This is a genomic window from Bacillus sp. TH17 (assembly GCF_016651125.1).
Lineage (GTDB): Bacteria > Bacillota > Bacilli > Bacillales > Bacillaceae_G > Bacillus_A > Bacillus_A mycoides.
This window is the reverse complement of record NZ_JAEKEN010000001.1, coordinates 4,056,343-4,081,144: the sequence shown is the minus strand read 5'-3', so window position 1 is coordinate 4,081,144 and position 24,802 is coordinate 4,056,343. Positions and strand designations below refer to the sequence as shown.

27 protein-coding genes and 1 pseudogene are annotated in these 24,802 nt (G+C 36.5%); 19 read left to right on the top strand and 9 right to left on the bottom strand.

Translation table 11 applies throughout. The annotated features are described in order from the left end of the window. Positions 1–239: 239 nt before the first annotated feature. From JFT95_RS20890 to JFT95_RS20865, 6 genes are all read left to right on the top strand, one after another. Positions 240–1,382 (top strand): cysteine desulfurase family protein, encoded by a 1,143-nt coding sequence (locus JFT95_RS20890; RefSeq protein ID WP_033731427.1) that lies wholly within the window; start codon positions 240–242, stop codon positions 1,380–1,382. A gap of 6 nt (positions 1,383–1,388) precedes the next feature. Further along, positions 1,389–2,603, top strand: coding sequence for a tRNA uracil 4-sulfurtransferase ThiI (gene thiI / locus JFT95_RS20885; protein ID WP_002034334.1), 1,215 nt, complete (start codon positions 1,389–1,391; stop codon positions 2,601–2,603). A gap of 79 nt (positions 2,604–2,682) precedes the next feature. Further along, positions 2,683–2,877: an alpha/beta-type small acid-soluble spore protein gene (locus JFT95_RS20880; protein ID WP_000168891.1), complete on the top strand. Its 195-nt coding sequence runs from the start codon at positions 2,683–2,685 to the stop codon at positions 2,875–2,877. 221 nt (positions 2,878–3,098) lie between these two features. After that, entirely contained in the window at positions 3,099–4,685 is a 1,587-nt protein-coding gene (gene mbcS, locus JFT95_RS20875) for an acyl-CoA synthetase MbcS (protein ID WP_201053156.1), read from the top strand. Positions 4,686–4,787: 102 nt separating this feature from the next. Continuing rightward, positions 4,788–5,219 carry a VOC family protein gene (locus JFT95_RS20870; RefSeq protein ID WP_201053154.1) on the top strand — a complete coding sequence of 144 codons (432 nt, stop codon included), beginning with the start codon at positions 4,788–4,790 and terminating at the stop codon, positions 5,217–5,219. 87 nt (positions 5,220–5,306) lie between these two features. Beyond that, positions 5,307–6,875: an amidohydrolase gene (locus JFT95_RS20865; protein WP_201053152.1), complete on the top strand. Its 1,569-nt coding sequence runs from the start codon at positions 5,307–5,309 to the stop codon at positions 6,873–6,875. Between the two features lie 221 nt (positions 6,876–7,096). Here JFT95_RS20865 and JFT95_RS20860 read toward each other — a convergent pair whose 3' ends face one another. Further along, positions 7,097–7,900 (bottom strand): NAD kinase, encoded by an 804-nt coding sequence (locus tag JFT95_RS20860; protein WP_012261821.1) that lies wholly within the window; start codon positions 7,898–7,900, stop codon positions 7,097–7,099. 205 nt (positions 7,901–8,105) lie between these two features. On the opposite strand from JFT95_RS20860, the gene JFT95_RS20855 reads away from it, so the two are divergent. The 5 genes from JFT95_RS20855 to ackA all read left to right on the top strand — a co-directional run bounded on the left by JFT95_RS20855 (position 8,106) and on the right by ackA (position 12,478). Further along, positions 8,106–8,744, top strand: coding sequence for a DUF2953 domain-containing protein (locus JFT95_RS20855; protein WP_061674746.1), 639 nt, complete (start codon positions 8,106–8,108; stop codon positions 8,742–8,744). 12 nt (positions 8,745–8,756) lie between these two features. Then, entirely contained in the window at positions 8,757–9,152 is a 396-nt protein-coding gene (ytfJ, locus tag JFT95_RS20850) for a GerW family sporulation protein (protein ID WP_000350005.1), read from the top strand. Between the two features lie 135 nt (positions 9,153–9,287). Beyond that, positions 9,288–9,788 carry a thiol peroxidase gene (tpx, locus tag JFT95_RS20845; protein ID WP_002015549.1) on the top strand — a complete coding sequence of 167 codons (501 nt, stop codon included), beginning with the start codon at positions 9,288–9,290 and terminating at the stop codon, positions 9,786–9,788. Positions 9,789–9,999: 211 nt separating this feature from the next. Next, positions 10,000–10,986: a class I SAM-dependent methyltransferase gene (locus JFT95_RS20840; protein ID WP_002143380.1), complete on the top strand. Its 987-nt coding sequence runs from the start codon at positions 10,000–10,002 to the stop codon at positions 10,984–10,986. Between the two features lie 298 nt (positions 10,987–11,284). Then, positions 11,285–12,478, top strand: a complete 1,194-nt coding sequence (gene ackA / locus JFT95_RS20835) for an acetate kinase (RefSeq protein WP_201053150.1) — start codon at positions 11,285–11,287, stop codon at positions 12,476–12,478. A gap of 26 nt (positions 12,479–12,504) precedes the next feature. Here ackA and JFT95_RS20830 read toward each other — a convergent pair whose 3' ends face one another. Further along, positions 12,505–12,939, bottom strand: coding sequence for an NUDIX hydrolase (locus JFT95_RS20830; protein ID WP_002138624.1), 435 nt, complete (start codon positions 12,937–12,939; stop codon positions 12,505–12,507). 71 nt (positions 12,940–13,010) lie between these two features. Further along, the gene (locus JFT95_RS20825) at positions 13,011–13,646 is read right to left on the bottom strand and encodes a DUF1796 family putative cysteine peptidase (RefSeq protein ID WP_002129398.1); all 636 of its coding nucleotides are present in this window, start codon (positions 13,644–13,646) and stop codon (positions 13,011–13,013) included. Between the two features lie 137 nt (positions 13,647–13,783). On the opposite strand from JFT95_RS20825, the gene JFT95_RS20820 reads away from it, so the two are divergent. After that, complete coding sequence (locus JFT95_RS20820; RefSeq protein WP_201053148.1) at positions 13,784–14,617, top strand: EcsC family protein; 834 nt, start codon at positions 13,784–13,786, stop codon at positions 14,615–14,617. Between the two features lie 30 nt (positions 14,618–14,647). Here JFT95_RS20820 and JFT95_RS20815 read toward each other — a convergent pair whose 3' ends face one another. Continuing rightward, positions 14,648–15,310 (bottom strand): YitT family protein, encoded by a 663-nt coding sequence (locus JFT95_RS20815; protein WP_002015542.1) that lies wholly within the window; start codon positions 15,308–15,310, stop codon positions 14,648–14,650. An 856-nt stretch (positions 15,311–16,166) separates the two neighbouring features. Here JFT95_RS20815 and JFT95_RS20810 point away from each other — a divergent pair. After that, positions 16,167–16,361, top strand: coding sequence for a hypothetical protein (locus JFT95_RS20810; protein WP_002067549.1), 195 nt, complete (start codon positions 16,167–16,169; stop codon positions 16,359–16,361). 28 nt (positions 16,362–16,389) lie between these two features. On the opposite strand, the gene JFT95_RS20805 is transcribed toward JFT95_RS20810, so the two are convergent. Next, positions 16,390–16,707: a radical SAM protein gene (locus JFT95_RS20805; RefSeq protein ID WP_149190985.1), complete on the bottom strand. Its 318-nt coding sequence runs from the start codon at positions 16,705–16,707 to the stop codon at positions 16,390–16,392. Positions 16,708–16,874: 167 nt separating this feature from the next. On the opposite strand from JFT95_RS20805, the gene JFT95_RS20800 reads away from it, so the two are divergent. Together JFT95_RS20800 and argH are read left to right on the top strand one after the other, a co-directional pair. After that, complete coding sequence (locus JFT95_RS20800; RefSeq protein WP_201053146.1) at positions 16,875–18,080, top strand: argininosuccinate synthase; 1,206 nt, start codon at positions 16,875–16,877, stop codon at positions 18,078–18,080. Next, a complete protein-coding gene (gene argH, locus JFT95_RS20795; protein WP_002143374.1) occupies positions 18,077–19,465 on the top strand; it encodes an argininosuccinate lyase in 1,389 nt (462 codons plus the stop codon). Before JFT95_RS20800 ends, argH begins: the two co-directional genes overlap by 4 nt. A 108-nt stretch (positions 19,466–19,573) precedes the next feature. Here the strand turns inward: argH and JFT95_RS20790 are convergent, their stop codons facing one another. Beyond that, complete coding sequence (locus JFT95_RS20790; RefSeq protein WP_002034316.1) at positions 19,574–19,753, bottom strand: hypothetical protein; 180 nt, start codon at positions 19,751–19,753, stop codon at positions 19,574–19,576. A 225-nt stretch (positions 19,754–19,978) separates the two neighbouring features. Between JFT95_RS20790 and JFT95_RS20785 the strand changes: the two genes are divergently transcribed. Beyond that, a complete protein-coding gene (locus JFT95_RS20785; RefSeq protein WP_201053144.1) occupies positions 19,979–20,701 on the top strand; it encodes a hypothetical protein in 723 nt (240 codons plus the stop codon). A gap of 41 nt (positions 20,702–20,742) precedes the next feature. On the opposite strand, the gene JFT95_RS20780 is transcribed toward JFT95_RS20785, so the two are convergent. Further along, the gene (locus JFT95_RS20780) at positions 20,743–21,201 is read right to left on the bottom strand and encodes a universal stress protein (protein WP_001066676.1); all 459 of its coding nucleotides are present in this window, start codon (positions 21,199–21,201) and stop codon (positions 20,743–20,745) included. Positions 21,202–21,348: 147 nt separating this feature from the next. Here JFT95_RS20780 and JFT95_RS20775 point away from each other — a divergent pair, with 147 nt between their 5' ends. Further along, a complete protein-coding gene (locus JFT95_RS20775; RefSeq protein ID WP_201053143.1) occupies positions 21,349–22,140 on the top strand; it encodes an SDR family oxidoreductase in 792 nt (263 codons plus the stop codon). A gap of 214 nt (positions 22,141–22,354) precedes the next feature. Continuing rightward, the gene (ald, locus tag JFT95_RS20770) at positions 22,355–23,488 is read left to right on the top strand and encodes an alanine dehydrogenase (protein ID WP_002015529.1); all 1,134 of its coding nucleotides are present in this window, start codon (positions 22,355–22,357) and stop codon (positions 23,486–23,488) included. Positions 23,489–23,539: 51 nt separating this feature from the next. Here the strand turns inward: ald and JFT95_RS20765 are convergent, their stop codons facing one another. Together JFT95_RS20765 and JFT95_RS20760 are read right to left on the bottom strand one after the other, a co-directional pair. Then, positions 23,540–23,965, bottom strand: coding sequence for a hypothetical protein (locus JFT95_RS20765; protein WP_201053142.1), 426 nt, complete (start codon positions 23,963–23,965; stop codon positions 23,540–23,542). Next, positions 23,955–24,224: a helix-turn-helix transcriptional regulator gene (locus JFT95_RS20760; protein WP_201053141.1), complete on the bottom strand. Its 270-nt coding sequence runs from the start codon at positions 24,222–24,224 to the stop codon at positions 23,955–23,957. Before JFT95_RS20760 ends, JFT95_RS20765 begins: the two co-directional genes overlap by 11 nt. A 131-nt stretch (positions 24,225–24,355) precedes the next feature. Here JFT95_RS20760 and JFT95_RS20755 point away from each other — a divergent pair. Beyond that, positions 24,356–24,782: pseudogene (locus tag JFT95_RS20755) on the top strand (hypothetical protein). The last annotated feature ends 20 nt before the right edge of the window (positions 24,783–24,802 follow it).

Here is a 24,802-nt window from a genome sequence, read left to right as displayed (position 1 = left end):
ATGTTGCTATAATGAATAGCGGAATACAGTAAGGTTGTTCGTTTCAAAATAAAGTGAAACCATAAGTGATGGGGTTTCATCCACCACTGATTATTAATCTTCACCACTCAGTATGCCTGCAAATGGCCGGGGGAAATGTACACTTTTATATAAAAACGGAACCTTTGAGTAGTCTTAGCGTAATTACACGTATTTGTGATATGATTATATGATGTGATAGCGCTGAAAGGGGAAGAACGATGATCTATTTTGATAATAGTGCGACGACGAAGCCATATCCAGAAGCGCTTCAATCGTACGTAACGGTTGCAGGGAAATATTTTGGTAATCCTTCTTCTATCCACTCGCTTGGAGGAGAGGCAGAGCGTCTATTAACACAATCGAGAACGATTGCGGCACAGCTCCTTCACGTTAAACCTTCTGAAATTATTTTCACATCAGGTGGAACGGAAGGGAATAACCTTGCGATTAAAGGGATAGCGATGAGGAATCGTTCGCGCGGCAAACATATCATTACAACAAATATTGAACACGCGTCTGTGTTTGAAGCATATAAACAATTAGAAGATCTCGGTTTTGATGTAACGTATTTACCGGTTAACGAGCACGGTGTTGTATCGGTAGAAGATGTAAAACGAGCACTTCGTGAAGATACGATTCTTGTGTCAATTATTCACGTGAACAACGAGACTGGAGCGATTCAGCCCGTTGCTGAAATTGGAACATTATTAACGAACTATCCGAAAATAAGATTCCACGTGGACCATGTACAAGGGATAGGAAAAGTACCACTTGATTTATACGCTTCTCATATTGACCTTTGTTCAATATCTGGACATAAATTTCATAGCGTAAAGGGGACAGGTCTTCTTTACGTACGTGATGGTGTAAGGTTAGATCCAATCTTATCAGGTGGTCAACAAGAGCTCAAGTATCGTTCAGGTACAGAAAATTTACCTGGTATTGTAGCGATGGTGAAAGCACTTCGTATGACGATGGAACAAGTGAAAGAAAAGATAGTTCATTTGCAAAATTTACAAACAGAGCTGGTCCGTTTCTTTAAAGAGATGGAAACTGTAACGATTAATACATCACTTGAATATGCGGCACCGCACATTTTAAATGTATCATTTGTCGGTTTAAAACCAGAAGTAGTCGTTCATGCTTTAGAAGAGCATGGTGTATATGTATCGACGAAGTCTGCTTGTTCTTCAAAAGCAAATGAAGTGAGCAGAGTACTAGTGGCAATGGGAGTACCGCACGCCGCAGCTACAAGTGCGATTCGCATTAGTCTAGCACCAGACAACACGATGGAAGAAGTAAAACAATTTGAAGGTATTGTTAAAGAGACGATGCCAAAATTATATGAAGTGATGAGGTAAAGAAATATGATGACATATGAATATATTTTAGTTCGTTATGGAGAAATGACGACAAAAGGAAAGAACCGTTCTAAGTTTGTAAGTACGTTAAAAGATAATGTGAAATTCAAATTAAAAAAATTCCCAAACATTAAAATTGATGCAACACATGATCGTATGTACATTCAGTTAAATGGTGAAGACCATGAAGCAATTTCTGAAAGATTGAAAGATGTATTTGGTATTCATAAGTTTAACTTAGCAATGAAAGTACCATCAGAATTAGAAGATATTAAAAAAGGTGCATTAGCAGCTTTCTTACAAGTAAAAGGTGATGTGAAAACATTTAAAATTACAGTGCACCGCTCTGATAAGCGCTTCCCAATGAAGACGATGGAGTTACTTCCAGAAATCGGTGGGCACATTTTAGAAAATACAGAGGATATCACAGTAGATGTTCATAATCCAGATGTGAATGTACGTATAGAAATTCGCAGTGGTTACAGCTATATTATGTGTGGTGAGCACATGGGAGCTGGCGGTTTACCAGTTGGCGTTGGCGGAAAAGTAATGGTACTTCTTTCTGGTGGTATCGATAGCCCGGTAGCAACGTACTTAACGATGAAACGCGGCGTATCTGTGGAAGCAGTTCACTTCCATAGTCCACCTTTCACAAGCGAGCGCGCGAAACAAAAAGTAATCGATTTAGCACAAGAGTTAACGCAATACTGTAAACGTGTAACACTTCATCTTGTTCCATTTACTGAAGTGCAAAAAACGATTAATAAAGAAATTCCATCTAGCTATTCTATGACAGTTATGCGTCGTATGATGATGCGTATTACAGAGCGTATTGCAGAGGAGCGTAATGCACTTGCAATTACGACTGGTGAAAGTCTTGGACAAGTAGCGAGCCAAACGTTAGATAGTATGCATACGATTAACGAAGTGACAAACTATCCTGTTATTCGCCCGCTTATTACGATGGATAAATTAGAAATTATTAAAATTGCAAAAGAAATTGGAACGTATGATATTTCAATTCGTCCATATGAAGACTGCTGTACAGTGTTTACACCAGCAAGTCCATCGACGAAACCGAAGCGTGAGAAAGCAAATCGTTTTGAAGCGAAGTACGATTTCGCGCCGTTAATTGAAGAGGCTGTAGCGAACAAAGAAACAATGGTATTACAAACAGTAGAAGTAGTGGCTGAAGAAGAAAAATTCGAAGAACTTTTCTAAACCCATAAATTACCACATTCAAATGTGCATGAAGTCATGTTGTTTATCACACTCTATACTCACAAGGAGGTGATACAACATGGCAAGCACAAATAAATTAGCAGTATCTGGTGCTCAAGCAGCATTAGATCAAATGAAATACGAAATCGCTCAAGAGTTTGGTGTTCAACTTGGAGCTGATGCAACATCTCGCGCTAACGGATCTGTTGGTGGCGAAATTACTAAACGTCTAGTTTCACTAGCTGAGCAACAATTAGGCGGTTACCAAAAATAATCCCATATACGATGGCTTAGAAAGAGCGGGTTCTCCCGCTCTTTCTTTTTGTCGTTTTCGTCGTTATTTGCCGATGAATCGTTATGTTAAAAACATCGTCGCTATACATTCATACATCAATTCGACATAAATATAAAAAAATTGTCAAAAGAAGAGGGTTCAAAATTTACTGAAAATTCTTTATTATATAAGGGAGGCATAGAAATAAAGGAGGATGTTATATGAAGAGAGAGGAATTGTTAGCGCCGCCGTCTTATAATTTAGTTTCGGAAATAGAGAAATATACGAGTGATAAAGAGAAGCTTGCTTTAATTTGGCAAGATGATAAAGGGAATAGACGAGAGATTACATATTTTGAATTAATGCAAGGTGCGAATAAAATTGGAAACGCTTTTATAAAAAGTGGCTTACAAAAAGGGGACAAGATCCTTATTATGATGCCGCGCTTAATTGAAGCTTACATGACGTATATTGCTGCGATTAAAGCAGGATTTGTCGTTATTCCAAGCTCAGAAATGTTGCGTAAAAAAGATATTGAGTACCGTATTGGGCACGGAGAAGTGAAAGCAATTGTAAGTTACGAACCGTATATTGGACAATTCGACGGCGTAGAAGCGGTGGAATCTCTTCAAAAATTCGTTTTGAGCGAGCGTTCAGTAGATGGATGGACGAATTTAAAAACAGCATTAGAAACGGAAAGTGATACGTTAGAAATGGCGAAGACGGATAAAGAAGATATGGTCTTTTTATCTTATACGTCAGGGACGACAGGAAATCCAAAAGGAGTTGTTCATACGCATGCATGGGCATACGCTCATTTACGTACAAGCGCCCCGAACTGGCTCGGAATCGAAGAAGAAGATGTTGTATGGGCAACGGCTAGTCCAGGTTGGCAAAAATGGATTTGGAGCCCGTTTGTAGCGACTCTCGGTTCAGGTGCAACAGGATTTGTATACAATGGTAAGTTTGAACCAAAAACGTATTTAAATTTATTAGGCGATAATAAGGTGAATGTGCTTTGTTGTACGCCGACTGAGTATAGATTAATGGCAAAGGTAGAAAATTTAAGTGAGTACAATTTAGAAGCGTTACATAGCGCTGTATCAGCTGGTGAGCCGTTAAACAGGGAAGTTATTGAAACGTTCCAAAGGCATTTTGATATTACGGTAAGAGACGGTTATGGGCAAACGGAAAACACATTACTCGTTGGGATAATGAAAGGGATGGACATTAGACCAGGATCAATGGGAAAACCGACGCCGGGAAACCATGTTGATATCGTAAATGAAGAAGGAACTCCTGTACAGGTAGGAGAAGTTGGTGATATTGCAGTTCACATTGAAACACCAGCACTCTTTAAACAATATTATAAAGACGATGAGCGTACAGCGATGCAATTCCGCGGTGATTATTATATTACCGGTGATAAAGCGAAAAAAGATGAAGAAGGCTATTTTTGGTTTGAAGGTCGCGGTGATGATATTATTATTAGCTCTGGTTATACAATCGGACCGTTTGAAGTCGAAGATGCACTTGTAAAACATCCATATGTAAGAGAATGTGCGGTTGTCGCAAGCCCTGATGAAATTCGCGGAAGTGTCGTGAAGGCATTTATCGTATTAAGAGAGAATATAGACAAGAACGAAGAAACATTAATTCCAGTGCTCCAACAACACGTCAAAGAATTGACTGCACCATATAAATACCCTCGCAAAATTGAATTTGTAGATGAACTACCAAAAACGATTTCCGGAAAAATTCGCCGTATTGAACTTAGAAAACAAGAAATGGAGCTTCCTTCAAAATAATTTTGAAAATAGGGAAGTAAATAGTTGAATGAAATGTAAAACGATGATATTATAAAAACGAACACAAGTTCGATTTTATAAACTAAAAAAAGAGGTGTTCGTATGATTTTAGGTATTAATCCGTACTTAGTTTTAGATGGTAGTGGGCAAGAAGCTGTACAGTTTTACAAAGAGGCGTTAGACGCAAAAGTAGAAGTAATGCAAACTTTTGGTGACATGCCTGAAAATCCAGAATACCCAATTCCAGCTGAAGCGAAAGAGCGCGTTTTACATGCTACTTTAAAAGTTGGTAATACGGACCTTATGATTTCTGATACATTCCCAGGTCAAGGGCATACAATCGGATCTCAAGTAACAATCGCAATTCAAATTAATAATGCAGAAAAAGCGAAAGAAGTATTTGATAAGTTACAAGAAGGTGGAGAAGTTATTATGCCACTTCAAGAAACTTTCTGGAGCCCAGCATACGGACAACTAAAAGATAAATTTAACATTGAATGGCAAGTTACAACGAATCCTACTGAACAAAATTAATTTTTGGAAAAGCACCATTTTTAATCGAAATGGTGCTTTTTTTATACGCTCTAATTTCGTAGACTAAAGGAAAAAGGGGATGAGCATATGGGAGAAATTTGGTATGGCGGCACCATTTACACTATGCGAGAAGAGAATGAAAAAGTAGAAGCTATTTACGTTGAAAATGGCGTCATTGTTCATATGGGGAATAAAGAAGAGTTAGAAAACCGATATTCAGAAGTGAAGTTATATGACTTAAAAGGGAAAACGATGATTCCAGGACTCGTTGATAGCCATATGCATCTTATTGGGCATGGGGAGAGGTTGCTTCGTCTAGATCTATCAAATTGCAAATCTTATAGCGAAGTACTTACTCTTGTTCAGAAGCGAGTAGAAGAAGCGCCAAAAGGATCTTGGATTATCGGAGAAGGATGGAATGAAAATAATTTCACAGATACAAAACAAGTTCATGTACGTGATTTAGATGAAATCTCTAAAGAACATCCGATTTTATTAAAGCGTGTTTGTCGTCACGTGACATGGGTGAATTCATACATATTGCAAGAAGCGAACATAACAGAAGCGACGCAAGATCCAAAGGGCGGGAAAATTGGCCGTGATGCGTCAAATAATTTAACAGGACTTTTATATGAGCAAGGACAAGAGTTAATTAAACATGCTCAGCCTGAAATAGATGGAGTTTATTTGCAAAGTGCTCTGCAAACAGCGATTTCAGATTGCTGGCAATACGGATTAGTTGGCGGACATACGGAAGACTTAAATTATTATGGCGGCTTTCAAAAAACGTACAATGCGTTTTCAAACGTTATAAAAGAAATGCGGTTTAAAGCGCATTTACTCGTTCACCATGAAGTAGCGAATGAACGAAAAGAATATGAAAATGAGCACTATATTGAATTTGGTGCGATGAAAATTTTTTCTGACGGCTCTTTTGGCGGAAGAACAGCTTTATTAAGTGAACCGTATGAAGATGCGAAGGAAACAAATGGAGTTGCCATTTTCTCACGTGAAGAGCTTGCAGGTTTAGTGAAAAAAGCACGAGATTTACATATGCCAGTTGCGATTCATACAATTGGTGATTTATCGCTTGAATATGTCATTGATGCGCTTGAATTACATCCACCTGCAGAAGGATTACGTGACCGTATTATTCATTGTCAGCTAGCTCGTGAAGAGTTGATTGAAAGAATGAAACAATTGCCAGCTATTATTGATATTCAACCAGTCTTTGTTTCGTCAGATTTCCCGTCAGTGATTGAAAAACTAGGAGAACGCCGTCTTCGTTATGCGTATGCTTGGAAGACGTTACTGGATGCGGGATTACACTGTAATGGAGGCTCTGATGCTCCAATTGAACAAGTGAATCCGTTTTTAGGTATATATAGTGCTGTTACACGTAGAAGTTTTATTGATGGTGTATGCTATATGCCAGAGGAAAGATTAACGGTATATGAATCTGTCTCTTTATTTACAACAGGAAGTGCCTATGCAATCGGAAAAGAAGCGAAGCGAGGACAAATCGCAAAAGGATATGAGGCAGACTTTACGATATTAGACCGCAATGTTTTTGAAATTGAGGCGGAAGAAATAAAAGAAGTACAGGCAGAAATGACCGTCATTGATGGGAAGATTGTTTATAGAAAAGACGTCTAAAAATTTGAGGGAGCGGCTCCGAAAATACATTTTGGTGCTGCTTCCTCTTTTTAGATAGGTTGATGATGTCGGTAAATTGATATTTTGGGTAAAATCGTTGATATAATTTCATATACTGTTGTCCTGTTCCAAAATGTTTTGTGAAACAGCGTCAAGTTGCATTTGATAAATAAAAAACCCTCGAATTATGGAAATCCCATAATTCGAGGGTTTTTTGATTACTATAAAAACGTTCTCTGTACTTTTTCCCAGAAAGAGTTGTTTTTTAATTTAACAGTTTTAATTTGTTTATCGCTTAAACGAACAACGGCTTTTTCCACTTGTTTAATGCTAAGTGCTTCGTTATCCATTCCGATAACAGGATAATCATTTCCATCTGGTTTAAGTGTTAAAGTTAACGTACGCTCGTGATTTAAAAGGAACGGTGACCCGAGTGTACGGTATGTGTTGTTATTTAAAGATGCTAGTTCGCTTACTTGGAAACATGGGATAAGTGGATCGACAACTGCACCATGTAATGATTTATTGTAAGCGGTACTTCCTGTTGGTGTGGAGATAACTAATCCATCACCTCTAAAGGTTTCGAAATGTAAATTGTCGACGTGTACATCTACGACAAATGTTTTAATGATACTAGAGCGTAATGTGAATTCATTTAAACAATGGAAAGATGTACCGTGATCTACATCTACTTGAATTGTTGGATATTTTCGCACTTCAATTTCGTTTTTTGTAATTTCTTGAAGGGCTGTATCAACGTGATCGATGTGGAAATCGCAGTAGAAAGAAATTTCATCTTTCGTAGAAATACCTGCGTATAAGCAATCTTCTCTAAAGCCGGTTTTACGAACGGCTTGTAAGAAAGTTCCATCATCTCCAACGCTGACGATAGCGTTTGCATTTTTTGGATGATCTAATATGGTAAATCCATTCTCCTCTAAAATACGATATACTGGTTTCATTTTTTCAACGAGTGTTACTTTGTCATCACCATAAAAGAAAAATAAATTGCGACGATTTGCCATTATGTATCCCTCCACTGCAGTTAAATTTTCTAGTCTTAGTGCTACATATCGTTAGAGTATGTTTCTGGATGATATGTTCAAATAGTATATTTCGATATAAATTGTCAAAATTCCTTTTTATTTTTAGAAAAATTTCTATATTCAATTTTATCAAAGTCTGTTTAATGATGAATAAACTTGTCGATAATGGGTATGGAGTGAAAGGATGGTACGAATGAAGTGGCTCGTAATTGGAATGATAATTCTTCTACTTTTTATTTTGCTTATACTATTATCGAAAATATCGCTTAAGGTGACGTTTTTATATTCAGAAATGGAAAAACAATGTTTATTTCAAGTGAAAATATGGATGATTCGATATACGTTTGATGTATTGGAAAGAATTGAAAAACAGCAGAAGAAGACAGGACAAAAAATTAAAAAAGCTGAAGAGGACGGCGGAATAGATAATAAAATTATGGCACAACTTGATAGTATAGGGGAACTGATAAAAAAGCTTCAAGACGTTCATACTATTGTTAAAGATTTTCTCAAAAGAGTGAAAATCAATGGTTGGAAATGGCATACGCAAATTGGAGCAGGCGACGCGGCTAGTACTGGAATTGTCACTGGATATGCATGGGGGACAAAAGGAATGGCTGCTGGAGTTGTAGGACAATATATGCATATTGTCGACATACCAGAATTTGAAATTACCCCTGTTTTTCAAGGAAAGGGATTTGCATCAAGATGCGAGTTAACAGCATCTTTTCGTATATTCCGTACTGTAAAAACAGCGATAAAATTACTCGTGTTTATGAGAAAGCAAAGATCTGGTATGACAGAAAAATCTGTTCAAGCATAGGGGGGATATAGAATGGACCATCCAATTCAAGGTTTAATGACAACCGCAATGCAGCATTTAAAACAAATGACTGATGTAAATACAATTGTTGGTGACCCAATTAAAGCGGCAGATGGAAGTGTAATTCTTACAGTTTCGAAAGTCAGTTTTGGATTTGCTGCTGGTGGAAGTGAATTTGGTAAAGTAGAACATTCAGGCCGTCATCCATTTGGCGGGGGAAGTGGTGGAGGAGTTTCTATTAATCCTGTTGCCTTTCTTGTTATAAATGGAGAAGGTGTGAAAGTATTACACTTAGATAAGCAAACACACGTCATCGATAAAATAATTGAATTAGCGCCACAAGCTGTTGATAAAGTGAAAGAAATGATGGATAAACGAAAAGAAGATGATCCTGAATTTCAAATTTAACGAATAAAGAAGCTGATCAGTGGATTAGCTTCTTTAATTTTTTTGTAAATAAAGCGATTTTATTTGCATTATCGATAGGGACAAACTATCATTTACATTGTACATATTTTGTTTAAAATAAGGGAGGATTTTTAAGTGGCAAATGTAACTTTTAAAGGTAACCCAATGACTTTAGTTGGAACAGAAGTTAAAGTTGGCGATCAAGCGCCTAACTTCCAAGTATTAGCAAATGACTTATCTCCAGTAAGTTTAGAAACATACAAAGGTGAAGTGAAATTAATTAGTGTTGTACCTTCAATCGACACAGGTGTATGTGATGCACAAACTCGTCGTTTTAACGAAGATGCAGCAGGTATTGAAAACGCGAAAGTATTAACAATTAGCGCTGATTTACCATTCGCTCAAAAACGCTGGTGTGCAGCAAACGGTTTAGAAAATGTTGTAACACTTTCTGATCACCGTGACCTTTCATTCGGTGAAGCTTATGGCTTAGTAATGAAAGAACTTCGTTTACTTGCTCGTGCAGTATTCGTAGTAGATAGCAATGACAAAGTAGTTTACGCAGAATACGTAGGCGAAGGTACAAGCCATCCAAACTATGAAGCAGCATTAGAAGCAGCTAAATCTGCGAAGTAATGTAAATGAAGACGACCTCTCATTAAAGTTTTACTTTAGAAGAGGTCGTCTTTTCTCATGTATTGTTAACTGAACCAATATATGAGAAAAGACGTTACATCATAAACAACTTGAAGGGGAGCTCTTTGCAAGAGGTCGCTTTTTCTTTTGGGAAAAATTTAGATTATGGTATGATATAAGTTATGTGTAAAAGAGAGAAGGAGGAATGTACGTGAGTCAGGCAGTAGAAACATTATTTTCTATTTTTGATTCTTCTACGGTAGTTTTACGTAAAGAATTAGATGTAACATATTTAGAGGCGCTTGTAGAAACAGGTGATAACTTGTTTGAAGGAGCGATTTTACAAGAGGAATTATCCGAATCAACAATTGAACGGTTGAATCGTGAATATAGTACGTTTAATGAAGAAACATATAAAGGGGAAGAAATTCGTAAAGCATTTCAGCTAGCCATTTTAAAAGGAATGAAAGAGGGCGTACAAGCGAATCACGAAATGACGCCAGATGCAGTTGGAATGTTCATGAGCTACTTATTCCATAAGTTTATGCAAGGTCAAAAAGAAATTACTGTTTTAGACCCTGCAATTGGAACTGGTAACTTAATGACTACATTGTTTAATAGCGCCAAAGAAGAACTAACAATGAGTGGATTTGGTGTAGAAGTGGATGAGGTGTTAATTAAACTTGCTTTAGTAAATGCAAATTTACAAAAGCATGCAATCGAATTCTTCCACCAAGATGGAGTAGCACCACTTTATATTGATCCAGTTGATGCAGTCGTTTCAGATTTACCAATTGGTTATTATCCAAATGAAATTGTTGCAAGTGAATATACATTAAAAGCAAATGAAGGAATGTCATATGCACATCACTTATTTATTGAACAAAGTGTGAAACATACGAAAGAAGGCGGGTATTTATTCTTCTTAGTACCAAACTTCATTTTTGAAAGTGATCAAGCGCCAAAGCTACATGCATTCATTAAAGAGACATGTTTTATTCAAGGATTATTACAGCTTCCTGTTTCCATGTTTAAAAACGAGAAAAATGCAAAAAGTATATTTGTTCTCCAAAAGAAAGGCCAAGGTGTAACAATGCCGAAACAGGCACTACTAGTGGAATTACCTAAATTCTCTAACATGAAGGCTATGGAGAATATTATGGATCAATTGAATACTTGGTTTGCAACACATAAATAATACGATATATATGTAACAGGGTTAGTAATTAATGTAGTACAGTTTTATAGGATATGTAATGTTTTTTAATATATATAAGATTTAACTGAATTTTTTTGAAATCTGTAATATATTTTTTTCTTGGTGTTACAATTTTTTCACTTGAAATATATGTCGGACGATGTTTAAATTAAAATCGTGAGTATAAAATTTACTAATGATGAAACGTTTTCATAATGAGTGAATTTAATTAGATAAAATCGAGCGGTTTGTGGAATGATCCACACAACTACCAAGAGAAAAAGGGGCGAAAGACTAGATGTCAAAAATCATCGCGATTAACGCAGGAAGCTCTTCGTTAAAGTTCCAATTATTTGAAATGCCAAGTGAAACAGTATTAACAAAAGGTTTAGTAGAACGTATCGGTTTAGAAGATAGTATCTTCACAATTACTGTAAATGGCGAAAAACAAAAAGAAATTACAAACATCCCAGATCATGCAGTAGCAGTTAACATGCTTCTTAAGAAATTAACTGAAAACGGAATCGTAAAATCTCTTGATGAGATTGGCGGTATCGGTCACCGTGTTGTACACGGCGGCGAAAAATTTGCTGATTCTGTTTTAATTGATGCTGAAGTATTAGCTGATATCGAAGAATTAAGCGATTTAGCACCACTTCACAACCCAGCAAACCTTGTTGGTATTAAAGCATTCCAAGAAGTACTACCAAACGTACCAGCAGTAGCAGTATTCGATACAGCATTCCACCAAACAATGCCGGAATCTGCATTCCTATACAGCTTACCATATGAATACTATGAGAAATTTGGCATCCGTAAATACGGTTTCCACGGAACTTCTCATAAATACGTAACTGAGCGTGCGGCTGAATTATTAGGTCGTCCACTTGAAAGCTTAAGCCTACTTTCTTGTCACTTAGGTAACGGTGCAAGTATCGCAGCAGTAGAAGGCGGTAAGTCTATCGATACTTCTATGGGCTTCACTCCACTTGCTGGTGTAACAATGGGTACGCGTTCTGGTAACATTGACCCTGCGTTAATTCCATACATCATGGAAAAAACAGGCCAAACTGTAGAAGAAGTAGTTAGCGTATTAAACAAGAAGAGTGGTATGTTAGGTCTTACTGGTTACTCTAGTGACCTACGTGACATCATTGCGAAAGAAGAAGAAGGCGACCACCGTGCGAAAGTAGCACTTGACGTGTTCGTGAGCCGTATCCATAAATACATCGGTTCTTACACAGCTCGTATGAAAGGCGTTGACGCTATCATCTTTACAGCTGGTGTAGGTGAAAACAGTGCAATTATTCGTGAGCGCGTATTAGAAGGCCTTGAGTACATGGGCGTATACTTCGACGTAAAACGCAATAACGTATTCGGTGAAGAAGCATTCATCAGCTTCCCGCACTCTCCAGTAAAAATTATCGTAATTCCAACTGACGAAGAAGTTATGATTGCTCGTGACGTATTACGTCTTGGAGATATTGGTTAATATACTATATAAAAAAAGACGAGATCCTATAGGATTTCGTCTTTTTTCTTTTGGATATAGTTTAAAATTCCATCTGGATATAGCACTTTTTCCTTCTGAATGAAAGCTGTAATGGGAATCCATTTCGCATACGATACGGTTTGCTCATCTTGTATATTCATTTTTTCCATTTCATATAGTGATGTGTCTAATAAGCGTAAAGAATATAGCTGAATGATTTCATGACCAATTTCTCCATCTAGATGAAAGATGTTTTCTAAGCAGCCTAAATAATTGGTGATTTCCACTTCTGTGTGAAGCTCTTCTTGAAATTCGCGAATAACAGTATGTGCTGATTTTTCACCAAGTTCAATTGATCCGCCAAGAGGTCGGTAATATGTTTCGTCGCCTGTATGATATTCTTGTACGAGAAGGCGACCGTGATGTATAGCAATGCCAAAAGCTTTTGCACGTGGATACATATATAATTACTCCTTATTTATTTTGTATAAGGATGATTATAAGGCAGGGTGTGATAAAAGGTGACGTGTATTTAAGCGTTTGGCCGAATTGTGATGCCATTAAATAAGTCATTCCAAAATGCTTCATTGTACTGGTATATATCCATCACTGGGCATTTTATAACACAAATATTTTGTAATCCCCAATCTTCTTGGGCGATAGTTGGTACATCTTCAGGAATGAGTAATAGGACAGAGAATGTATGTTTAACTATTTGAGATAAAATTTGTTCCAAGGAACGTGCTTCTTCGTATGTTCCTCCCGTTCGAATAAACAATGTGGATTCTGCCGTTTCGATTGTAGTTAGAAAACGATTAATTCGATGCTCATAGTTTAACTTAATTTCTGTATAAGAAGGCCAGGATGTTGGTGTGTTTACATCTGTTTTAAAGTCGTGACAGGAGTCGATTTCATATAGGTTGTCACGGAGTCTTAATTTCGCATCATCATCCCAAAATGAGATGAAGGATAAGTTTTCGAACTGTAAAAAACGGTCAAATCGATTTTGTAATAATAAATTCACTTTTTCTAATGAAGGGCTTAGCATAAAATCGATAACACCAAAAAATGGTGATAATTCGAATTGATATAAAGCCCAAGCAGGCCAGCAGTTTTGTCCTAAGCTGAATACTGCATTATATTCTTTTTTTATATTGGATAGATTCATGTGATTCATCTCATCCTTTTTGCTAATATTTTATGTCACTAAAAAATGGTATGTGAATAAAGATAGACAAGCATATTTGCAAAGAACAAGCGGAAATATGTTACAATAGGAAAAAATCGAACGAGGTGGTTGTTGTGATGCGATCGAAGCGAGAACAAGCCATTTTAGACAATATAAAAGAGTGGGAAGGGCAATTAGTAGAGCAAGAAGCGACCGATTTTCAAAAGATATTTGATAAGTGGTTGCATACTACAGTTGCAAAACTACCTGAGAAAAAACGAAAAGACTTTTTTACGAAAGCAGATGGATGGCTCTTTCATTTGCATGCACTTATTCAAAGTTCACAATCACAGCTAGATGCACGTAATCGTATTTTAGGAACATCGAGATTATTTGATGAATCAATTGAGCAACTTGAAGATTTGAAGGCGTTATCTATTGATCAATTAACATACATAGCAGAGCAGCAAACAGCACGTCATCGTCTATATTCATTCGTACAAGGCGGAGCAACTGGTGCTGGTGGTTTATTATTATTAACGGCTGATTTTCCGGTTATGATTGCGTTAAATGTGAAGGCTGTCCAACTTGTTGCGACATCATTTGGGCATGATGTGAACAAGCCGTATGAAATGATGCTTGCGTTAAAGGTATTCCATGCAGCATTATTGCCGGCGAGACTTCAGCAATATGCATGGTACAATTTACTGAGAGAACTCGAACAAGAGGATTCATTCTTCTATGAAGGAGACGAAGCAGTATTAAAGCCAGCTTCTACTGAGGTTGTGTTAAAACAAATTTTGAAGACGTTTTCGATTTATGCTCTTCGTCGTAAAGTATTCCAAGGCATTCCTGTACTCGGAATGGCGATTGGCTCTACAGTGAACTATCGCTTAACGAGGAATGTTACTGAATTTGCAAATAAGTTTTATCAAGTACGCTACATATTAGAAAAAGAAAAGAGAGCATGAAAAAAGCGAGAGGCCGAAGCCTTTCGCTTTTTAGTTTGTCGCATGTTTTTTGGATATTGGAATAGAAACGGGTTGCTTTGCTGCTTTCTTTTCTGTTTTTGGATAGTAAATTAAATCCAATGTTTTTGCCTGTACGGCAATCGAAAGAATAGTAAAAGCAATTTCTGTCCAATTTAAATAATATAATGAAAGCGCAAGAACAATCGCGTCAAAGACGAAGAAAATTTGCCCAATTGTAAACCGAGTTCGTTTACTTAATATAATTGTTAAAATATCGTCTCCACCGGTTGCACCGCCAAATCGCAATATAAAACCGAGTCCAATACCAGCTAACGCACCGCCAACTACTGCAGCTACAAATAAATTATTTGATAAATCTACCGTAAAAGGAGAATAATTTTCCATAAGGGAATAAAATACTCCGAATGAAAGTGAACCTAAGAATGAATAGCCAACCATTTTTCTACCTAAAAATGAAGCACATAGTAAAATAATAGGGATATCCATTACTACAGTTGAAATAGACGGTGAAATATCATAAAAATTTTGGATGAATAGTGCAATACCTACAAAGCCACCTTCTGTTAAGTGGTTTTGGAAGTGAATGTGATATAGCGCTGCTGCTAATATAAATGAACCGATTAAAACCATAAAAACTTCTTTAATAATTTGTCGACTTTGGATGTTCCTCATCGTTATTCCTTCTTTCCGTAGTTAGTAGTCCTTTTGGTGTTGTAAACTAACTACGAGCTCACATGTAGCTTTCAGTTAGTTTACGAAAAAAACTAACTACGCTATATGTCGCTGAAGAAATAACGAATAATCCTCTCGTCCATCAATTCTCCCTACCTTCGTTTTAGTTTAAGTCTTAAAGCGACTAAACAAAACGGGGAGTAGGATTCTTCATTTAGCAATCCTGCTCTTCTTTGTTTTGTTTAGCTAGTAACAATTAAGTCCTAAACAAAACGCTATGTGTAAGAAGAGTCTTTTTTTTGCCAAATTATCCTTCGGGCAATCATAATTTCCCCACTCTCGTATTTTTTTCGCTAGACTAAAGTATCTGAGCTGAAAAATACGCTACGTGTATGATTCGTCAATACGATGCCACATGCTCCTTCGAGCGATCATGATATCAAAATCCCTTCCTTCAAGATTTATATTATTATATCATACTTTCAAAAAATACATGCGGATGGAAACCGACAATAACCGAAGAGAATCTACAAAAAATGTTATGTTTAAATATTTTTGTAGAAAAGCCTAAGTTATTTCGTAGAACTGGACAACTTTTAGAAGTTTGTCCAATAAGTAAGAAAAGAAGGGTTTTTATTCAATTGTATTGTTCTCATCACTTTTATCTTTAAAAAATGCATCCCAGCTAATGATACTTAAAAAAGTTAAAGCGATAATAATGAAAGCTCGCATAAGTTTGAGACCTCCTTTTGTACATAGTATATGAATAATTTGTTTCGGAATGTGTCATTTTTTTACAAGCTCTAACTATTATGAGAGTATATTAATATAGATAGATGAGGGGGAGAATGGAGATATGCTAAAAGACATGTTTAAAAGAAAAGAATTAAAATGTGTTTCATGTCAGAAAAAGATTCAATATGAAGAAGAGCTAGTTGCTTTTGTAAAGTTGCCAAAAGAAAGAAGTATATTAGTTGGTCCGTTTGATGTGTGTTTGGCGAAAACAGCACAAGAAATATATTGTAAATCGTGTTACGACAAAAAAGCATGACCCGAATTAATTGAGGGGCATGCTTTTTTCATTGGTGTGCTTTTCCCTCAGATACGTTTTGGGTTAGACGATACCAAAGCCAAAGATCGTTAATAATTGAAGCAAGATCGGCAATTTCTGAATTTAGCCTGCAAGAAATTTCGAAGTCTTCTTCGTTATTTAAGTGGTGTTGTTTAGCGTTAATATGGTGCTCAAGTTCCTTTATGCGATCAGGTATTTTTCCGCGAATTTGCTCCCATTTTAATAAAATAGAATGCTGCGCTTGTTCAGAGATGTCTTCCCATTTTTTTTGTATGTTCGGTACTTCAATTCCTAGATGTTCATTGTATATAAAATACTTTTTCATAGACACCCCTCCATTTTCCTTCCTCTATTTTACATAAAAAAAGAAAGAAGTTCGACGAAATTGTTTGAAAAAATTTTATAAATTCCCCTTGATTCATTTTATGAAAGGTGATAAAGTTTGGATTATTATAAGAAAAGATGAATATTTATTCTTTAGGGGGATGCAAAATGGAGAAGAAAAAAGTTGTATTAGCATATTCCGGAGGTCTTGATACTTCCGTTGCAATTAAATGGTTACAAGAGAAGAATTATGATATTATCGCGCTTTGCTTAGATCTAGGGGAAGGTAAAGACTTAGCGTTTGTAAAAGAAAAAGCACTTTCAGTAGGTGCAATTAAATCATATATGATTGATGTTCAAGAAGAATATGCGAATGAATATGCATTGATAGCGATGCAAGCTCACACGTTATACGAAGGGAAATATCCTCTTGTCTCTGCATTATCTCGTCCGCTTATTGCAAAAAAATTAGTAGAAATTGCAGAGCAGGAAGGCGCAAGTGCAGTTGCACATGGATGTACAGGGAAAGGGAATGACCAAGTTCGTTTTGAAGTTTCTATTCAAGCGTTGAATCCATATTTAGAAGTTATTGCGCCTGTACGTGAATGGAAATGGTCACGTGAAGAAGAAATTGCATATGCAAAAGAAAATGATATACCGATTCCAATTAATTTAGATAGCCCTTTTTCAATCGATCAAAACTTATGGGGACGCAGCAACGAATGTGGAATTTTAGAAGATCCATGGGCAGCGCCGCCAGAAGAAGCATACGAGATGACATTAGCATTAGAAGATACACCGAATAAACCAGAGTTTGTAGAAATCGGATTTGAAGCAGGAGTACCGACGACTTTAAACGGCACTGCATACCCACTCTCAGAACTAATTAAAACGTTAAATGCCTTAGCTGGAAAACATGGCGTGGGACGTATCGACCATGTAGAAAATCGCCTTGTCGGTATTAAATCTCGTGAAGTGTACGAATGCCCAGCGGCAATGACATTAATAACAGCGCATAAAGAACTTGAAGATTTAACACTTGTGAAAGAGGTCGCTCATTTCAAACCGATGATTGAGCAAAAACTAACAGAATTAATTTATAACGGTTTATGGTTCTCACCTTTAAAACAAGCGCTCAATACTTTCTTACAAGAAACGCAAAAAAATGTAACAGGTACAGTGCGTGTGAAATTATTTAAAGGTCATGCGATTGTAGAAGGGCGTAAATCTGAGTACTCTTTATACGATGAAAAATTAGCAACGTATACTGCCCAGGATGAATTTAATCATGATGCAGCAGTTGGATTCATTTCATTATTCGGTTTACCTACGAAAGTATACAGCCAAGTGAATCAAAAGAAGGTGGAAGCGTGAGCAAACTTTGGGGCGGACGTTTTACAGAAGAAGCGGAAGCGTGGGTTGAAGAGTTTGGAGCATCCATCTCCTTTGATCAACAATTAGTAAATCAAGATATAAAAGGGAGTATCGCACACGTAACGATGTTAGCAAAGCAAGGCATTGTTACGAAAGAAGAAGCAGAGAAAATAAAGATAGGGCTTCAATATTTACTAGAGGAAGCGAAACAAAATAAATTGAATTTCTCAGTCGAGGCTGAGGACATTCATTTAAATATTGAAAAGATGTTAATTGAAAGAATCGGTGAAGTAGGAGGGAAACTTCATACAGGCCGAAGCCGTAACGATCAAGTAGCGACAGATATGCATTTGTATTTAAAAGAAAAAGTAGAAGATATTATAAAAGCTACAAAACAATTGCAAACTGTTCTTGTTCATCAAGCGGAAAATAACATTGAAACAATTATGCCCGGCTATACGCACTTGCAACGTGCACAGCCGATTTCATTTGCGCATCATATTCTTGCTTACTTTTGGATGTTAGAGCGCGATGTGAATCGTTATGAAGATTCGTTAAAGCGTATTAACATTTCACCATTAGGAGCAGGAGCACTAGCTGGTACAACATTCCCGATTGACCGAGAATATAGTGCGGAGCTTCTTGGATTTAATGGAATCTATGAAAATAGTTTAGATGCGGTGAGTGATCGTGATTTCATACTGGAGTTTTTAAGTAACTCATCTATGCTTATGATGCACTTATCACGCTTTTGCGAAGAACTTATTTTATGGAGTAGTCAAGAATTTCAATTTATTGAAATGAGCGATCAATACGCAACAGGAAGCAGTATTATGCCGCAGAAGAAAAATCCGGATATGGCGGAACTTATTCGTGGCAAAACTGGCAGAGTATACGGTAATTTATTCAGTTTACTTACAGTAATGAAAGGATTGCCGCTCGCTTACAATAAAGACTTACAAGAAGATAAAGAAGGAATGTTTGATACAGTGAAAACAGTAGAAGGATGCCTTCATATTATGGCAGGCATGCTTGAAACGATGACTGTAAACAAAGAAAAAATGGGGCAAGCTGTGACGCAAGATTTCTCTAACGCAACAGAAATTGCCGACTATTTAGCAAGCAAGGGACTGCCGTTCCGTCAAGCTCATGAAATTGTCGGGAAACTAGTTCTTCATTGTACGCAAAAAGGAATCTATTTATTAGATGTACCACTTGAAACGTATAAAGAAATGAGTCCGTTATTTGAAGAAGATTTATATGAAGTTCTTTCACCTTATGCAGCTGTAAAGCGTCGTAACAGTGCTGGCGGGACAGGATTTGAGCAAATTGAAAAAGCTTTGGAGAAAGCGAAGGGGTTAGCAATAGAGTTTGTTGGAAGTTAAATGATATATGATATAGAAGGTAAGGTGCTTTTTTAGAAAGTACCTTACCTTTTTGTATGGATTTAATTAAGCCTAGAACAATATGCTCTAGGCTTAAAGCTTCATTGATTAATCATACTTGTGTCGATCTTCTGTAATTCGAATGTATTCAATATCCATTAAATCTCTAAGTAATGCACCGTGACTTAGTTCAACACCATGTTTTTCTTTAAAATGCTCGCGAATCGTATTTAACATTTCGAGTTCTGTACCGTTCACATCTAAAATAATACGTTCATAATCATCCATGTAGCATCCTCCTTTTCTAAACACATATATTTTGTCCGTCTATTTCTAAAAAATGTATGTTAGCCTAATGTTAGGAAATGAGAAAGGAATGGAAGATGAGACGTATTTATCCTGCATTAACGGGCAGTAAGACCCCCACCTCAAAATTCAGCGAAAGCAAAGAAGTTAGGTGGGGGATCAACTGCCCGTAAAAGCCCGATTGGTTCAACTAATAATCAGTGGGGGATGAACAAAACCCCACTGATTAAAGTTTCACTTTATTTTGTAGGGTTAATTTTGTACACGCTAATTGTATTACACGTTGCATTCCCAGAAGTATTTTCATTTGAGAATGTAACAACAATGCATATAGCAATCTTTATCTTTACTTTATTTGTAGTAGATTGCTGTATTTCTGAATGGCTTTCTAGAAAAAAGAAAGTACAAGAAGTAAAAGATAAAAAAGAAATAGGACGGAAAAAGAGAAAACGTTCATTTTGGATGACAACGTATTGTTTTTCTTTAGTGATTGCTGCTGCATTTTTTAGCGAGCATATTCCACTAGAAAGATTGGATATTGAATTTTGGACAATCGTATTTGCATGTTATTTTTTCATGCACTTTCTTCCTTATATGAAAGAAAGGCGAGGAGAAGAGGAAGATCCGATTGAAGAAGAAGTGAGAGAACAAGAGAGTAAGAGAATAGAAGAAGACATAAAGAAACTTGGCGAACAAAAGTGGTATTTAAAATCAAAAATTATATATGTTCTTTGCTTCATTGCGCCGCCAATCGGTTATGTGTATGTTTTCTTACTTCGTAAAAAAATGACAGAAGATGCAAAGCAAACGTACTTAACTGTTGCGACGATAATGATGGCGTTATGGTCTTTGAAATTCCTTCCGTCGTATGTGTTGGCAGATACCGTTGTTGTAGCTTGTCTTGTATTTATAGTGAAGTTTGTGAAATGAAAAACACCAAGCCTATGTGGACTTGGTGTTTTATTTATAAATTAAAGATCACCTTGCTCCTCGTCACCACGAACAACAAGGACATCGCATTTCGCATAGCGAATAATATGTTCAGAGACGCTACCAATTAGGAAACGTTCTACAGCATTTAAACCAGTTGCACCACACATAATTAAATCCACTTTATGGTTTGGAGCGATTTCTTTTGAAATTTTAGATTTAGGATTACCAAATTCTAATACAGTTTCCACTTTTTCAAGACCAGCTTCAAGCGCAGTTTTTTTGTAGTCTTCTAATAAGTCTTCTGCAAATAGATTTGCACGTTCAGCAATTGCGCGGCTATAAGCCTCTACTGCTGAGTATGCTTTTACATCAACGATATGAGCAATTGTTAATGTTGCGTTGTTTCGTTTTGCAACTTGAATTGCTTTTTTAAAGGCTTTTTCTGCTTCTTTAGAACCGTCCACCGCAATTAAAATATTTGTATATGTATTATTCATAGTAAATTCCTCCCAATCATTTTTATTACCGTTTACAACTTTATTATAAAACAAATTTTGGTAATGTGCTTGTCGGAAACGTTACAGAATTTTGAAAACTTTGCCTTAATTCATTTTAGTTGTAATTGAAGCGAGAACTTGTTACATATGGAGTATAGCAATTTAAAAGGAGGCATGTTTGTGAGACACGCGCTCATTACAGCCGGTACGAAAGGTTTAGGAAAGCAAGTAACAGAAAAGTTATTGGCTAAAGGATATTCAGTAACAGTAACATATCATAGCGATACAGGTGCTATGGAAACAATGAAAGAAACATATAAAAATATGGAAGAACGTCTACAGTTCGTGCAAGCTGATGTCACGAAAAAGGAAGATTTACATAAAATAGTAGAAGAAGCGATGAGCCGTTTTGGCAAAATTGACTTCTTAATTAATAATGCTGGTCCTTACGTATTTGAAAGGAAAAAATTAGTCGATTACGAAGAAGACGAATGGAATGAAATGATCCAGGGTAATTTAACAGCGGTGTTTCATTTATTAAAACTTGTCGTACCGATTATGAGAAACCAGCAATTTGGCCGTATTATTAACTATGGATTTCAAGGGGCAGATAGCGCGCCTGGATGGATTTATCGTTCAGCCTTTGCAGCTGCGAAAGTCGGACTTGTTTCTTTAACGAAAACAGTCGCATACGAAGAAGCTGAATACGGTATTACTGCGAATATGGTATGTCCTGGTGATATAATTGGTGAAATGAAAGAGGCAACGATTGAAGAAGCACGAAATCTGAAAGGTAGTAACACACCAATTGGTAGATCTGGAACAGGGGAAGATATCGCAAGAACCATTTCGTTTTTATGTGAGGACGATTCTGATATGATTACTGGCACGATTATTGAAGTAACAGGCGCTGTTGATGTTATTCATAGACATCGATAGAATTAAATAAAGTGAAGTTTCGAATAATTGGACAGTTTATCCTTTATACTGAGAGGTACGGATAATACTGTCCTTTCATGTAAGATTAAATCTATCGGAAAACTTGTATTATTTTTTTGTCAAATATTGAGATATTATGTTAGAATATAAGAGTATAGAAAGCGCTTTAAAAAATGATTCAGGGGTCATTTCATAACTCAAGGGGGAACTAATAATGCGTATCGGTATTCCAACAGAAATTAAAAACAATGAAAACCGCGTGGCAATGACGCCAGCGGGAGCTGTACATTTAGTACAAAATGGTCATGAAGTTTTTGTTCAAAAAGGATCAGGTGTAGGATCAGGCTTTACAGATGAAGAATACGTACAAGCTGGTGCGAAACTTGTTGAAACTGCTGAAGAAGCATGGAATCAAGATATGGTTATGAAGGTAAAAGAGCCAGTTGAAAGTGAATACGGTTATTTCCGCGAAGGTTTAATTTTATTCACATACTTACACTTAGCTCCAGAGCCAGAATTAACGAAAGCATTAATTGATAACAAAGTGGTATCAATTGCATACGAAACAGTACAATTAGACAATCGTTCTTTACCATTACTTGCACCTATGAGTGAAGTAGCTGGTCGTATGTCTGCGCAAATCGGTGCACAGTTCCTTGAGAAAAACAAAGGTGGTAAAGGTATTTTACTTGCAGGTGTTCCAGGGGTGAAACGCGGTAAAGTAACAATTATCGGCGGTGGTCAAGCTGGTACAAACGCAGCGAAAATTGCAGTAGGTTTAGGTGCAGATGTAACAATCATCGACTTAAGTGCAGAACGTCTTCGTCAATTAGATGACATTTTCGGAAACCAAGTGAAAACGTTAATGTCTAACCCGTATAACATTGCAGAAGCTGTAAGAGAATCTGACCTTGTAATCGGTGCAGTATTAATCCCAGGTGCAAAAGCGCCAAAACTTGTAACAGAAGAAATGATTCAATCAATGGAACCAGGTTCTGTCGTTGTAGATATCGCGATTGACCAAGGTGGTATTTTCGAAACAACTGACCGTATTACAACTCACGACAACCCAACTTATGAGAAACATGGTGTTGTTCATTATGCAGTTGCAAATATGCCAGGTGCGGTTCCACGTACATCAACTCTTGCATTAACAAACGTAACAGTACCATATGCAGTACAAATTGCTAACAAAGGCTACAAAGAAGCTTGCCTAGGCAACACTGCATTATTAAAAGGTATTAACACATTAGATGGCTACGTAACATTCGAAGCAGTTGCAGAAGCGCACAGCTTACAATATGCAGATGCAAAAGAGCTTCTTGAAAAAGCTCCTGCTTTATCATAATAGAAATACATGTAAGCCCCTCCTTTTGTAAGGAGGGGCTTTTTATTTAGGCTAATTGTCTAGTTTCTTTACAATTCTTAATCCGAACATCATTGTAAAGAAAAGAATACCAAACAAATAATACAAGGCATACTCAACTCGTATCATCGAATTTTTGTCAGTGATATATAAAATAAATAGTATCGCAGAACCGATTAAATGAGAGAGGCCGAAAATTTGCGCCATAAGTTTTAAACTCATCTTCTCGATTCTTTCATCCATCTCAGGGAATGGATATTTCTCGGAATCGTGCTTCTTTTTCTTAAAGAATATTCGTTTCACTATGGATAGTATTAAGGCTAAGAGTATGTATACGCCAGTGAATAGAAGGACAGAACTAATCTTTTCTTCATCATTACTATTGAAATAAAGAAAAGTTGAACCTAACAATAAAATGGTAAGATGCGAAATGAACTCTTGATTAAAATTATTTTTCATTTTTTTCCTCCCCAGTCTTATCTAATTGAAATAAATCCTCCACTTTACAGCCGAAAAACTCACATAATTTCAATGCTAATTCTAAATTTGGGTTGTATTTATTCTTCTCGATAGCGATGAGGGATTGTCTAGTGATTTGAACAGAGGAAGCTAATTGCTCTTGGGTGATGTCTCTAACGACGCGGAATTGTTTTACTTTATTTTTAATCAAATATACAAAGTCTCCTTTTTGTAAATTTGTTACATTTATAATATCCATTTTTAGGTAAAAAGTAAATAAAACTTTACAAAAAGTAAATGAAACTTTACGAGAAATATTGCTTGTTATGATGTTGTTTTTTGTGATAATTTGGAATTAAATGAAAAATGAAAGTCGATAGAGGAGATTCAATGGGGAGTAAAAATAGGAAGAAAAAGCAAGCTAAAAGACAAAAGTATATAAAGAAAAAACAGGAACAGAACATACCTCTTTCAAAAAAAGTAGTCATTATGATAGAAAAAACATTTCGGTATATTTGTATGGCTCTGTATGTGATTTTGTGTATGTATTCATTTGGACTGTTTTACAGTTTTGAGATAACTCCTAATATTATTGAGAGTAGTCTAGTTTTTATCCTTGTTGTAATAGAATTAGTCTTATTCGTTATATTCTTTCATAAAGTATGGCCTAGTTATGAAAGTAAGAGAGATAGGAAAAGAAAAAGAGAAAAAATCTTCATCCGATTCAAGCTCATCAAGTGGATTTGGTGACTACAGTAGCAACGATTGTAGCAGCTCAAGTGATGGTGGGGGAGATTGCGGAGGTGGTGGAGACTAAGTTAGTTTTTCAGAAGAACG